Raw genomic sequence first — 12,905 nt, 5'->3', positions numbered from 1 at the left:
TTTCAAACTCCTAACAACCTTGCCACAAACATGGTATCAGCCTTATGCTCGTATCCTTTCAGCACCTTGCTTTCTTCAAGCTTTAAACCCAATTCCTTTACCAAATAATCAACCACTTCCTCATTCTCGCCTTTAAAGGCCGAGCAGGTGATATAAATCAATGGCTTGCCAGGTTTTAAGTATTTTACCACGTTTTGCGCGATACTTTTTTGCAGGCGCTGAAAAAATTCAATTTTCGGCGGCATAAACTGGGCTATCATTTCGGGCGTACGGCCCCAGGTGCCCGAGCCGCTGCAGGGGGCATCTAAAATAATGCCGTCAAATTCATAGTCATGCAGGGATTGGTCAATGTTGGTAGTCAGGTCCAATACTTTTTTCTGATACTTGGTTAGGCCCGCCAATTGGAAACGCTCATCCAGGTTAGCGAGTACTGACTCGCGAATATCCGAAACCACCAATTTTATATTTGGCTCGTCCTCATGCAACAACAGCGATTTACCGCCCGATGCCGCGCAGGCATCCCACCAGCTATCCCAACGCTTTGGCTTAAAAAACCCGCCAGTTTGCTGCGATGAAAGATCCTGCACTTCAAACCAATGCTGTTTAGGAAATATGGTTTCTAAGCGGGTACCATTGGGTAGTGAATAACATCCGTTACCTTCATCCTTAAACGCTATCTCGGCTTTAGTCAATTCGGCCTTTACCAGGTGATCGTAATTATTACGCACGCGTATAAAAAGATCGGGCTGGCAAAAAAAAGATTTTAAAAACGCGTCTTTGTCTATTCCGTCAGAAACCTGATCCATCCACGGAAACACATCCTCCAGCTTAAAAGCCGGGTAAGCATTTTTTACCAGGGCAAGCTTATCATCAACATTAAAATTTATACAAGCGGCCCAATCGGGTTTAAAATGCTGTAAAAAGGAATTGCTTTGGGTATTGCATAAAAATTCGGCAACAATCAGCCGTTCATCTGTAGCCAGGTTGGGCAAAGCCTGCCCTATGCGGAAATAGTTATATATTAAACGATTGGCTACCCGCCTATCGGTAGATCCCATCTGCTTGTTTTGCCTGTAAAACCCTGGTAAAAATTTACTTAATGGCGTATCAACCGGGTATTCACCTATTATTCGCTGAAACGTTTTAAGTTGATTTATTGCCTTCATTCTACCTGTTTTAGCTCAAAGTTACTGTACATTAATATATTAACATGCGTGTTCACCCACCCTAATGGTCCCTTTTTTTCAAAGTGAAAATTATTGTGCAAGCCGGTAAAATCCGCCTTATCCAATGCTTCAAAATTATTATCAATCAGCTGTTTACCAAAAAATAAACCTTCATCAAACCCCTTTATGGCATAATCGGTAGGTTCAACATGGTAAAGCCGGTGATATACCCTGATAAACTCCATACTGGCATCAGACTTGTAATCAACCTGGTCTGCAGATGTAATATGGGTTTTTAAGCGCTGCAAAATATCCACTTTCAAAAAACTGTATTTCTCCCAGCTCGGGTGCCCAAACAGCACCACCGGATAATGCCTGTTCAACGTATCTAACGACCGGAGGGTTACGCTTAAAAACGCCTGATCGGTAGCGGCTACAACAAATACATTTTGCTCAGTTTTTGAAAGCTGGGGAATTAGCCCGGCCAACTGCCCTTTTGATATGATAACGGTAATTATTTTAACCTTCTTTTTACTTAAACTATCCGTAGCATTTTTAAAGCCCCTTACATAATCTTGCTCCTGACTGAATCCCGAACGTAGAATAAAGATTTTTTTAGGCTTTAATTTATTGCAGATATATTGCGCTGCGCCCCAGCCATGGTACTCCAAAGGCGGCATTACAGTGATCAAATTACGGCTGTTGATGGTGGCAGGCGATGCAGGCGAAAGCGGTGAAACAATTGGTGCTTTTGTATTGAGCACCTCGGCAAACACTTTTATGCCATCAGGAAAAACAGGGCCAACTATCAGGTCGCTATTTTTAATGAGCGGGTTAAAGGCAAGGCTGTGAGCCTGTGCGGCATCATCCTTCGAGTCGTATAAATGCAGTTTAAAATTAGCGCCGGCAGCAGTTAATGAATCCAAAGCCATTTTAAAACCCTGGTAATACTCCACGCTCATGTTGGCTTTTGTTAAGCCCGCCGAAGTATATTTTGCCCCCGGTTTCAGGTGATCCAGGCCCATAGGCAGAATCATGGCTATATTTAGCTGTTTTGCTTCCGCCGGTTTGGTAGTTGCTTTTTCGGCAACCTTCTTTTCGGGTTCCTTTTCAGTTTGTTTTTTTACGGGTGCAGTTACCGGCCGCAGTTTTGGAGAACATGCAGCCAGTAACATTACCGCTATAAAAAATAATAACCATTTATTCCCACTCAATTGTGGCAGGCGGTTTCGAACTGATATCATATACTACCCGGTTAATTCCTTTTACGTTATTGATGATCTCGTTACTGATCTTGGCCAGCAGATCATAAGGTAAATGGCACCAATCGGCTGTCATTCCATCCAGTGACTCTACAGCGCGCAGGCAAATTACGTTCTCGTAAGTACGCTCATCGCCCATTACTCCTACCGACTGTACCGGCAAAAATATCGCGCCGGCCTGCCAAACCTTATCGTAAACACCGTATGACCGCAAATTGTTGATATAAATCGCATCAGCCTCTTGTAATATAGCAACTTTTTGCGGGGTTACATCACCTAATATCCTGATTGCCAGTCCCGGACCAGGAAAAGGATGCCTGCCTAAAATATTAGGATCAATACCTAATGCCTTACCAACACGCCTTACTTCGTCTTTAAACAGGGTATTTAAAGGTTCAACAACCTTTAGTTTCATAAAATCGGGAAGCCCGCCAACGTTGTGGTGCGATTTAATGGTAGCCGACGGCCCTTTAACAGAAACCGACTCGATAATATCCGGGTAAATAGTACCCTGGCCCAGCCATTTAACATCCTGAACCTCGTGAGCGGCATCATCAAATACCTCGATAAACACACGGCCTATTGCCTTACGTTTCTTTTCAGGATCGCTTAGGCCCGCCAGCGCATCGTAAAAACGATCCTTGGCGTCAATACCTTTTATATTTAAGCCCATGTGTTTGTATGAATCAAGCACCTGCTCGTATTCATCCTTACGCAAAAGGCCGTTATCAACAAATATACAATGCAAATTTGTGCCGATGGCATGGTGCAGCAATACCGCGGCTACTGATGAATCAACACCACCAGATAGACCTAATACTACTTTATCATCGCCTAATTTTTCTTTTAGGGCGGCAATAGTAGTTTCGATGAACGAATCGGGAGTCCAATCCTGGTGACATCCGCAGATATCAACTAAAAAGTTCTCTAACAATTGCTTCCCATCAATACTATGGGTTACTTCCGGGTGAAACTGGATACCGTAAGTTTGAGTACCGGTTACCTGGTAAGCCGCAATTTTTACGGTATCTGTACTGGCTATGATCTCAAAGTTATCACCAATGCTTGATATGGTATCCGCATGCGACATCCAAACCTGCGAGTTCTCAGGTATATTTTTAAACAGCGGATTTGCCTTGTTAACGTATTCTAAATTAGCCCGACCATACTCCCGTGTGCTTGATGGCAATACCTCGCCGCCGTGGAAATGTGCCACATATTGTGCTCCGTAACAAACACCTAAAATAGGCCTTGTGTTATGAAATTGCTCAAAATCAAACCGGGGAGCATCTTCCTGGCGTACAGAATAAGGACTGCCGGAAAGGATGATACCTTTTACAGTGCTGTCAATTTCGGGATAATGATTGAAGGGGTGGATCTCACAGTAAATATTGAGCTCCCTGACACGGCGCGCTATAAGTTGGGTAAATTGCGAGCCAAAGTCAAGAATGAGGATTTTTTCTTGCATGGGCAAAGATAGGATTTTGATATGAGATGTGAGATATGAGATTTGAGATTTTTAAAAATGGGGTGTTTTACCTTTAGTTTTTTGTCTGAACCGGAATTTTTAGAATTAAAGAATTGACAGAATTTTACCTTGACGCTGAATATTCAACGTTCAAATAATTCTGTCAATTCCTCAATTCGTTTGATTCCGGTTCAGACAAAATCATCCGCACATCGAAAAAACCTGATAATTAATGCTAACTACTTGATACTATTTTCATGGTGTTGCCTGCGGCCCGGGCTGTCCGCTAATACGCCTGCAGGCATTACGCTCATTGGCCGGTACCGCTACCATCCCTAACACATTGTCTGAATCAGAATTTTCAGAATTAAAGAATTAACAGAATTTCACCTAATTTGATTAGCCCTTTTTCAAAACTGGCAACTGGCAACTGGCAACTGGCAACTGGCAACTGGCAACTGGCAACTGGCAACTGGCAACTGCTAACCCTCCCCTTCCCGTTTAACCAGCAACACCTCATCCCCATCCAATAACAAATAACCATACTCATAACAAAACATATAGGTTGATCCGGTTTTGGTTTGATAGATACTGGTGATATGATCAAAGTCGAAGCCTTTTGCTGCCAGTTTTTTGCGGGTGGTCTTGGTTTTGCCGGTTGGGTTTAGCTCTTCCAGTACACGACGGTTGCGGCGCAGGATATTGTTGATATTGCGCACCAGGTTATAACTGTTGCTGTTAAGCTGGTTGTTATAATTATTGCGGCATAGGTCATTACAGAATTTTTTATCGGCCCGGCCGTGCAGGGGTTCGCCGCAATCCAAACAGTTTCTTTCCTGGTTCATAGCATAAAGATACACAATTACCTATCCGTTTGCAAACGCTTACAAACGGAAACTATCGACTATAAACGGTTACTATCCGGTTAAATTTTCGGGATAGCCGCACCTTTGTATCGTTATCAAAACATATATCAAACATTAAAAAAACAAAACGATGAACTCATTAAGAAACAGTGTACGCCTTGTAGGCAACTTAGGTATGGATCCGGAAGTAAAAGTTTTCGACAGCAACAAAAAAATGGCGCGGATATCTATAGCCACCAACGAGAGCTATAAAAATGACAAAGGCGAAAAGATAACCGATACCACATGGCATAATCTTGTTTTGTGGGGAGCACAGGCCAAACTTGCCGAAGATCTTTTAAAGAAAGGTGATGAGGTAGCCATTGAAGGCAAGCTGGCCAATCGCAACTATACCGATAAGGACGGGGTAAAACGTTACGTATCAGAAATTGTAGTGAATGAATTTTTAAAAATTGGTGCGAAGGGCTGAAGAGCAAAAGGGCCGGAACCAAAAGGAGCGCAATGGCGGGTTGGTTCTGTGGATGATCGCTTTGCGGTATCACCTCCCGATGAAAAATTATGAACTTTTTGTTATCCTAAAATGCAGTGAACTATTCTACCGGCAAGCATTGTATGTTGGCAAGTAGATATTTCACTGGGTTCGGCAATCACGAAATGATTGGCTGAAAGTAATAAAAGGCATTCCTTTTCTTAACTATCAAACTTCTGCCCAGGTGGTGTTTACGTTAATAGTTTGTTCAACAATATCGTGAATAACTTTATCAAGCTCCCTGGTTGATATATAAAGGTAGTCGATTATTTCATTGTTCAGCGGATTCATTTCGTTGTGCTTATCGAACAAATTTACCAGGCCTAAAATGGTGGCCACCGGGCGCCTTAACTCGTGCGAACTTATATTGGCGATAGCGTGAAGCCTGTTATTTTGCTCTTTAATATAGGTCTCATTTTTTTTGCTTTCAATCAACACGCGCAGGATATTAACCGTGCGTTCAATTAGTCGTAGTTCGTCATTGTTGGGCTCACGAACGGTGGTGTAATAAATACCAAATACAGCCAAAACCTTTGTACCCTTTGTATTCATGACCGGTGCAGACCAGCAGGCTTTTAAACCATACGGTTTTACCAGTTGGGTATAATCAACCCACCTGGAGTCATTTTCAATATCACTTACAATAATCTGCTCGCGATAATATACCGCAGTACCACATGAGCCCACATCGGGTCCAATCTCAAGGCCTTCCAGCTGATCACAATATGGTTTTGGCAACCTTGGCGCGGCAAGGTTAAATAGCCTTTCCTGCGCGTGATCTACTTCCAAAACAGAGCAAAGCATATCAGGGAATATCGCTTCAATTCCCTTAAGCAATTCGGTGGTTGTTTGCGCAAGTGTATATTGTGTGGTAACATTCAACTCCAGCACCTTTTTTTCCAATCCCAACACCCATTCCTGGATTTTGATTTCAGTAATATCCCTGATAAAAACCGCTATCTGTTTATGATAAGGGTACATGTTGATGCGAAGCCAAGAATTTGAGTAAGCATTTAAATACTGAAGCTGTAATGATACATTATCGTTTAATGATCGTTTAAATTCGGCTAGTACCTCTGGGGTTAAACCCAGGCTTTCTATCTGAGTAAATCCCGATTGTTTAATTTCTTCGGCGCTTAAATTGGCCAAAGCCAGAAAAGCCGGGTTAAAAACCATGATATTCCAATCGGCATCAAGCACAATAAAACCCTCGTTCAGGCTTTGAATGGTATGTTGTACAATATCGTTACCCGTCAATCCTGCTAGAACAGGCGCATCCATCTGCGGGGTACCCGTAGAATAGATAAGATTATCATCATTTAAAATTACAGACCAGGTAACGCTATAATAGCAGCCATTTTTTGCCTTTATCCTGCTTTGATAGCCCAGCAGTTTCTTATGTAAAAGCAAACTGTTTTGCGATTCCTCCTTTCGCTCTTTATCCGCCGGGTGGCATATATCGGCAATATTAATACCCGATAATTCGGCATCACTATAGCCAAATAAGCTTTGAAAGGAAGGGTTTGTATGCAAAATCACTCCATTCACGTCCATCACAAAAAAAATATCTTTTGAATGAGTAAAAAGGGATGTGAATCTTATATCCATATGGGGTTTTTACGGTTTTTATATCCCGTAAGTTATAAAATATTTGTAATAACTTAATATTATTTTATGGCGTGCTTACTGCAACGGGCAAAACCTTACCATTAAAAAATTTATGACCCGTTAATGCGAAATCTGCAATATACTTACCCATTTCAAATGCCAAAACCGGCGACTGGTACCCAGGAAAAGCCTTCTCCAGCATTTCTGTTTGTGCCGACCCTAATGCCAGGCAGTTTACCTTAATATCCTGATCTGCAAGTTCCTGCGCCAGGCACTCCGTTAACGTGTGCAGCGCTGATTTGCTGGCCGAATAAGCCGACAAACCCGGAAATTTGGCACTACCGGAGTAGCCGCCCATACTGCCAATATTTAGTATATGCCCCCCTGCCGAAATTAATGATAAAAGCGCTTGTATAATACGTACATGACCTATAAAATTACTTTGCAGCATTTCTACAAAATCGGTTTCTAACAACTGGGTAAAAGGTTTATTAATAAGCACCCCTGCGTTATTGATTAAAATATCCACCTTGTTATCAAAATTAACCTCGATAAATTGCTGTAAACCCAGGTAATCATCGTGCACAATATCAAAAGTAAGGGCATATAACGGGCAATCGGGGTTAAGGCCATGGGCTATCTCCAGCAAACGCTCCAGTTTATCCTGCGAGCGGGCAAGGGCAATTACCTTATGGTTTCCTGATAGTATAAGTTCAATTACAGCTTCAAATCCTACGCCGCTGCTGGCGCCTGTTATAATGATGTTCATAGTAGCGACTAAAATACCAATTTTTGCTCAACAGGATGTTCAATAAGGTAAAAACCATCAGTGATAAGTTTTTTTAATTCGGGCTGGTCTTTTACCTTTTGCTTAAGAAAACCACGAATCTCAGCTACCAGTATCGGCTCAATCTCCTCATGTTCCAGCAACTCCAGTATCTCCAGGGCACAAAGCCAGTCGTCATGATGATCTTTTTGCAATTTAAGCCAAACATTGCCTAAAAAACTATATTCACCTTGTTTTTGACGGCAATAGCGCACCTGCTGGTATAACTTGTGCAATTCTATATTTTTAAAGTCATGCTCTACATGATGGGTGGCAGTTTTTGATTTGTAAATAACTTCCTCAAATGCCTCCTTATCAGCTGCACCGCAAAATACCGATGTGATGCTTTCGCCCACAGCCATATCATAAACGCCCCATGACGGATCAAATAGTATTACGCCTTTTTCATCAGTAACGCTACAATGCGTAAAAGTAATTATCTGCGTTTTCCCTTCGGATACAAAGATATTTTTAACCCTGCCTTTAACCGTGATACCACTTTCAAAATCAAGGATCGTGTCTTTCTTAATTGCAATACCGATGTCTTCCAACTCCGCCAACCCCATGTTTTCTAAAGGCTGCATATTTTTAAGTTTACCAACAGGCGAGCTGAAACCATCCTGATGATAATTTTTACCATGACCTTTTAGTTGCTTGTTATTCACTGACAAAACAGATGGTCCGCTGGTTTTTAAAAAATAAGGATCTTCATTTTTACCAACTCTAAAATCGGTAATCGTACCGGAAACCTGTAAGCCTGAGCTATAGACCACCGTACAGGTGTTTTTACTTTCAAAAGCCTTACCCAAACCATAAGCTCCTCCCCTGCGGAACGACATGGAATTGGCAAATTGCTCCAGCACATCTATCAGGTTTTGAAAGTTTGGCGTTACAAATAACTGGGGTTGGGTTTTAGTAATATCATAGCTGTAGTTAAGGGCATCAATGGTATACCAAAGCTTTTTAACTTCGGCCGTCATACAGCTGGCACTTTCCCCAATAGATGACAGCAGGCCGGCACCATATATCTTCGGATTCTCTAATGTACCAATCAGGCCATATTCCACCGTCCACCAATGCAGGCGGCTTAGCAATGCCATTTCTGATGGCTCGCCCATGTTTTCCTGCCTGAAAGCTACCAGTTCATCGGCTTTCCTGATCTCTTCAGGGTCAGCATCGGGCATTTCTTTTAAAATTGATAGGGCCCTGATGGCTTCATAAAGTTCAAAATCCTGCGCCGAAAACATCGCTTTCGCCCCTATCGAACCAAAATAGCTCAAATATTCATGGTAATCCTTATCGGCAATAATTGGCGCGTGCCCTGCCGATTCGTGTATAATATCGGGCGCGGGTGTATATTCAATATGGCGTAACTGCCTAATGTCTGCAGCTATTACCAGCACCCTGTAAGCCTGGTATTCCATAAAGGCGGCAGGTGGTATAAAACCATCAACAGTAACAGCTCCCCAGCCAATTTTGGTAAGGGCATCATTCATCTCCTGTAAGTTTGGGATCCGTTCAATAGTTAATCCGGCTTTGGTTAAACCGGGGATGTACGGATAATAAGCAACATCCTTTAAGTAACTATAGTTTTGCCGCATTACATAACGCCAAACCGCATGATCAATGGGCGTGTAATGTTCGTAGTGCTGATCTACTATAAATTGTTTTAAATGACCGGGCAATGCCGCTACCTGCGGATTATTAAAATCATTAAAATGGCTCATTAAAATAAATTGGTTTATATATAGAACGCCAATTTAAGTAAATGGTTGCCGCACTTGCAAAATTCAGAATATGATTCTAATATGAGTTTTAAATTGGAATATTATTCCGACTAACAACTAATTTTCCGAAGTAAATTCCGATGGTTTTTGCAACCCTTTCTCAAGCCGGCTTGGGCGTATCACATAGTAAATACCTATTAAGGCAACAAAAATAGAGACGAGGTAAAAGCCAAAGCTTAAATAAACAGCCATATCTTCCGTAAGATTAAACTGACGTGCCAGGGTTAAAAAAAGTGCATCCCTGATACCGCCGCCACCTAAACTAAAGGGGATAATTGCTGCTAATGAAGAGAAGAGAAACGATAACAGGTAAGGCGCAAACTTGCCGTTAAAATCCTGTGCAAGCAGCAGGCATACAATAGTAAGCAATTGCATACTTTGTACACCGATAGCCTTTAAATGGCCTGAGAAAAAATTATGGGTATAATCCCTGAAAAATTTTCGTGCAACAAAATAATAAATTACTGAACCCACCGACACGATACTCAGCGGAATGGCCAAATGATACGGAAAACTCGGGATTAAAATAATAAGGCCAACCACAATAGCGCCAATAGCCCAAAAGCCGCTTAGCCTATCAAACAAAATAGCCCAGAAAACTTTTTTGGTAGGTAGTTTATAGGTTTTGTGCAGTAAGTAAATTTTATAACCATCGCCGCCTATACCGCCCGGTAGTAACACGTTGTAGCACAGACCTAAAAAATATAAGCGCAGGTTGAAACGCCAATCCAGCTTAAGGCCAATAGATTTAAAGAAACTGAGTAAACGCCATGACGAAAACAGCATTGAGCCAATGTAGCAAAGAATAGCAGCAGTTAACCAGGCACGGTTAGCATGCGCAAGGCGGAATTTTATTTTAGCAAAAGGAACCTTGCTAAAAACCCAATAAAGCAGGCCGCCGGTAACCACTATTATTAAAATAACCTTAACTACATTCCAAAGCTTACCTTTCCAGGTTTTATGCTCGGTGCCTTCGTCAACTATATCTTCTATTTCTGTCATTCGGCCGCAAAGATAGTTAATTAGTAATTAGTTAAATTTTATCAACTAATAAATTCACTGTTTGTTCACAAATTATTAATCTCTAATCTAATGGTCAAAATTCTAACTAATCTTTAATCAACTAATCACTAATCTTTAAAAAGAAGTATTTTTGCGCAAATTTTTATCAATATGAATAAAGTAAAGGTTGGCATAGTGCAAATGAGCTGTACTGCAGATAAGCAGCAGAACATGCAAAAAGCCATTGTTAAAGTAAGAGAAGCAGCGGCCAAAGGCGCACAGATAGTTTGTTTACAGGAACTGTTTACCTCACTTTATTTTTGTGACGTTGAGGATTATGACAACTTTAAACTTGCCGAAGCTATCCCCGGCCCATCAACGGATGAGTTATCAAAAGTTGCTGCCGAGCTTAACGTAGTAATCATTGCTTCGCTGTTTGAGAAACGTGCGCAAGGTCTTTATCATAACACAACCGCCGTTTTAGATGCCGATGGCAGCTACTTAGGCAAATACCGTAAAATGCACATTCCTGATGATCCCGGCTTTTACGAAAAATTTTATTTCACCCCCGGCGACTTGGGTTACAAAGTATTTAAAACCAAATACGGCAAATTAGGCGTACTTATTTGCTGGGATCAATGGTACCCCGAAGCTGCACGCATTACCGCATTAATGGGTGCCGATATTTTATTTTACCCAACAGCAATTGGCTGGGCAACCACGCAGGATGAAGCTACTAACGTAGAGCAATACAATGCATGGCAAACCATTCAACGCTCACACGCTGTAGCTAATGGCATACACGTAGTAAGTGTTAATCGTGTTGGCGAAGAAGCTGGCGTTAAATTTTGGGGAGGATCATTCTTTGCAAATCCATTTGGAGCAATTATTCAGCAAACCTCACATAACGAGGAAGAAGTTGTTGTGCAGGAACTGGATTTAGATAAATCTGATTATTACAGAAGTCATTGGCCGTTTTTGAGGGATAGAAGAATTGACAGTTATCAGCCGATAACTAAACGTTTATTGGACGAAGACTAAAACACCTCCCACCGTCATTGCGAGTTTTAAAACCCAGTGGGCACTGAAGGGGAAATGTCGATTTAAAAGGTTTGTCATCCTGAACGGAGTGAAGGATCTATTCGCAGACTTTACAGGGCGAATAACAGATCCTTCACTCCGTTCAGGATGACAAAAAGTTTTTTTTGCAAAAAAACGTCATAGGTAGGCACGAAGCAATCTCTAACTTTACAGAGCGGCTCTATAGGTCGGGGATTGCTTCGTACCTCGCAATGACGAGTGGGATATAAATATTTGCTTTATCAATTATGAGCCAAAATACTTCAACTATACAAACTCCTGCATCGCAGGGATTTTCCTTCCCAGCTGAATGGGCGCGCCATACAGCAACCTGGTTAAGCTGGCCTCATAAAGAGGCTTCGTGGCCGGGAAAGTTAGATACTATTTACACCTCCTACATCGAATTCATCAAAGTATTAGCCAAAGGCGAATTGGTTCGCATCAACGTGGTTGATGAAAACATGAAGGCATCTGTGGCTTTTCAACTGCAAAACGCAGGTGTCGACATGAGCCGGGTGGAACTATTTGAATTTGCTACCAACGATGCCTGGTGCCGTGATCACGGACCTGCATTTTTGATCAATCCTGATACTAAACAGAAAGCTATTGTTGATTGGGGCTACAACGCCTGGGGCGGCAAATATCCTCCCTTTGATCTGGACGATGTGATTCCTACAAAAATCGGAAAACATTTTGGTTTGCCTGTATTTAATCCGGGTATTGTAATGGAAGGTGGCTCTGTTGATTTTAATGGCAAGGGCACCATTTTAACCACCACTGCATGCCTGCTCAACAAAAACCGCAACCCGCAGTTAAATCAACAGCAAATTGAAGGCTATCTTCGTAATTATTACGGCGCCGAGCAAATTTTATGGTTGGGCGATGGCATTGTGGGCGATGATACGGATGGGCATATTGACGATATCACCCGCTTTGTAAATGAAGACACCGTGGTTACCGTAGTTGAGGAAAATAAAAACGACGACAACTATCACTTACTACAGGAAAACCTGGAAGCATTAAAAACCATGCGCCTGCTCAACGGTAAACAACTTAACGTTGTGGAATTACCTATGCCTGATGAAGTTATTCACGACGATACCCGTCTGCCTGCATCCTACGCTAATTTTTATATAGCCAACTCGGCAGTAGTTGTGCCTACCTATCGTTCTGTTAATGATGATAAGGCGTTGCAGATTATCCAGCAATGTTTCCCTGACCGCGAAGTGGTGGGTATTGATTCAACAGATATTATCTGGGGATTAGGCAGCTTTCATTGCCTGAGCCAGCAGGAACCGGAGATTTGATGAT

11 protein-coding genes are annotated in these 12,905 nt (G+C 42.0%); 3 read left to right on the top strand and 8 right to left on the bottom strand.

Annotated elements, in window-relative coordinates; all coding sequences use genetic code 11:
- Positions 1-2: 2 nt before the first annotated feature.
- The 4 genes from Q0R88_RS05440 to Q0R88_RS05425 form a co-directional block, all read right to left on the bottom strand.
- Complete coding sequence (locus tag Q0R88_RS05440; protein WP_295713345.1) at positions 3-1,166, bottom strand: RsmB/NOP family class I SAM-dependent RNA methyltransferase; 1,164 nt, start codon at positions 1,164-1,166, stop codon at positions 3-5.
- Positions 1,163-2,410, bottom strand: coding sequence for an ABC transporter substrate-binding protein (locus Q0R88_RS05435; protein ID WP_295713342.1), 1,248 nt, complete (start codon positions 2,408-2,410; stop codon positions 1,163-1,165). The genes Q0R88_RS05440 and Q0R88_RS05435 overlap by 4 nt, the downstream gene beginning before the upstream one ends.
- Positions 2,367-3,896: a glutamine-hydrolyzing GMP synthase gene (guaA, locus tag Q0R88_RS05430; RefSeq protein WP_295713339.1), complete on the bottom strand. Its 1,530-nt coding sequence runs from the start codon at positions 3,894-3,896 to the stop codon at positions 2,367-2,369. The genes Q0R88_RS05435 and guaA overlap by 44 nt, the downstream gene beginning before the upstream one ends.
- Positions 3,897-4,378: 482 nt before the next feature.
- Positions 4,379-4,741, bottom strand: coding sequence for a hypothetical protein (locus Q0R88_RS05425; protein ID WP_295713336.1), 363 nt, complete (start codon positions 4,739-4,741; stop codon positions 4,379-4,381).
- Positions 4,742-4,892: 151 nt separating this feature from the next.
- On the opposite strand from Q0R88_RS05425, the gene ssb reads away from it, so the two are divergent.
- Complete coding sequence (ssb, locus tag Q0R88_RS05420; protein WP_295713333.1) at positions 4,893-5,231, top strand: single-stranded DNA-binding protein; 339 nt, start codon at positions 4,893-4,895, stop codon at positions 5,229-5,231.
- A gap of 228 nt (positions 5,232-5,459) precedes the next feature.
- Here ssb and Q0R88_RS05415 read toward each other — a convergent pair whose 3' ends face one another.
- The 4 genes from Q0R88_RS05415 to Q0R88_RS05400 all read right to left on the bottom strand — a co-directional run bounded on the left by Q0R88_RS05415 (position 5,460) and on the right by Q0R88_RS05400 (position 10,514).
- On the bottom strand, positions 5,460-6,899 hold the full coding sequence (locus tag Q0R88_RS05415) for a PAS domain S-box protein (protein ID WP_295713330.1): 1,440 nt from the start codon (positions 6,897-6,899) through the stop codon (positions 5,460-5,462).
- 64 nt (positions 6,900-6,963) lie between these two features.
- The gene (locus Q0R88_RS05410) at positions 6,964-7,668 is read right to left on the bottom strand and encodes an SDR family oxidoreductase (protein WP_295713327.1); all 705 of its coding nucleotides are present in this window, start codon (positions 7,666-7,668) and stop codon (positions 6,964-6,966) included.
- 8 nt (positions 7,669-7,676) lie between these two features.
- Positions 7,677-9,452, bottom strand: coding sequence for an aromatic amino acid hydroxylase (locus Q0R88_RS05405; RefSeq protein ID WP_295713324.1), 1,776 nt, complete (start codon positions 9,450-9,452; stop codon positions 7,677-7,679).
- 117 nt (positions 9,453-9,569) lie between these two features.
- Complete coding sequence (locus tag Q0R88_RS05400) at positions 9,570-10,514, bottom strand: lysylphosphatidylglycerol synthase transmembrane domain-containing protein (RefSeq protein WP_295713320.1); 945 nt, start codon at positions 10,512-10,514, stop codon at positions 9,570-9,572.
- 171 nt (positions 10,515-10,685) lie between these two features.
- Here Q0R88_RS05400 and Q0R88_RS05395 point away from each other — a divergent pair, with 171 nt between their 5' ends.
- Positions 10,686-11,555, top strand: coding sequence for a carbon-nitrogen hydrolase (locus Q0R88_RS05395; protein ID WP_295713317.1), 870 nt, complete (start codon positions 10,686-10,688; stop codon positions 11,553-11,555).
- Between the two features lie 287 nt (positions 11,556-11,842).
- Entirely contained in the window at positions 11,843-12,901 is a 1,059-nt protein-coding gene (locus Q0R88_RS05390) for an agmatine deiminase family protein (protein ID WP_295713315.1), read from the top strand.
- The last annotated feature ends 4 nt before the right edge of the window (positions 12,902-12,905 follow it).

Origin of the sequence: Mucilaginibacter sp., from assembly GCF_025362475.1 — a bacterium.
In the GTDB taxonomy this organism is placed as follows: domain Bacteria; phylum Bacteroidota; class Bacteroidia; order Sphingobacteriales; family Sphingobacteriaceae; genus Mucilaginibacter.
This window is presented reverse-complemented; position numbering and strand designations above follow the sequence as displayed.

Excerpts from the sequence above, each read along its gene's own strand:
- Q0R88_RS05440 (WP_295713345.1), bottom strand. The coding sequence starts at position 1,166 with ATGAAGGCAATAAATCAACTTAAAACGTTTCAGCGAATAATAGGTGAA.
- Q0R88_RS05435 (WP_295713342.1), bottom strand. The coding sequence starts at position 2,410 with ATGATATCAGTTCGAAACCGCCTGCCACAATTGAGTGGGAATAAATGG.
- guaA (WP_295713339.1), bottom strand. The coding sequence starts at position 3,896 with ATGCAAGAAAAAATCCTCATTCTTGACTTTGGCTCGCAATTTACCCAA.
- Q0R88_RS05425 (WP_295713336.1), bottom strand. The coding sequence starts at position 4,741 with ATGAACCAGGAAAGAAACTGTTTGGATTGCGGCGAACCCCTGCACGGC.
- ssb (WP_295713333.1), top strand. The coding sequence starts at position 4,893 with ATGAACTCATTAAGAAACAGTGTACGCCTTGTAGGCAACTTAGGTATG.
- Q0R88_RS05415 (WP_295713330.1), bottom strand. The coding sequence starts at position 6,899 with ATGGATATAAGATTCACATCCCTTTTTACTCATTCAAAAGATATTTTT.
- Q0R88_RS05410 (WP_295713327.1), bottom strand. The coding sequence starts at position 7,668 with ATGAACATCATTATAACAGGCGCCAGCAGCGGCGTAGGATTTGAAGCT.
- Q0R88_RS05405 (WP_295713324.1), bottom strand. The coding sequence starts at position 9,452 with ATGAGCCATTTTAATGATTTTAATAATCCGCAGGTAGCGGCATTGCCC.
- Q0R88_RS05400 (WP_295713320.1), bottom strand. The coding sequence starts at position 10,514 with ATGACAGAAATAGAAGATATAGTTGACGAAGGCACCGAGCATAAAACC.
- Q0R88_RS05395 (WP_295713317.1), top strand. The coding sequence starts at position 10,686 with ATGAATAAAGTAAAGGTTGGCATAGTGCAAATGAGCTGTACTGCAGAT.
- Q0R88_RS05390 (WP_295713315.1), top strand. The coding sequence starts at position 11,843 with ATGAGCCAAAATACTTCAACTATACAAACTCCTGCATCGCAGGGATTT.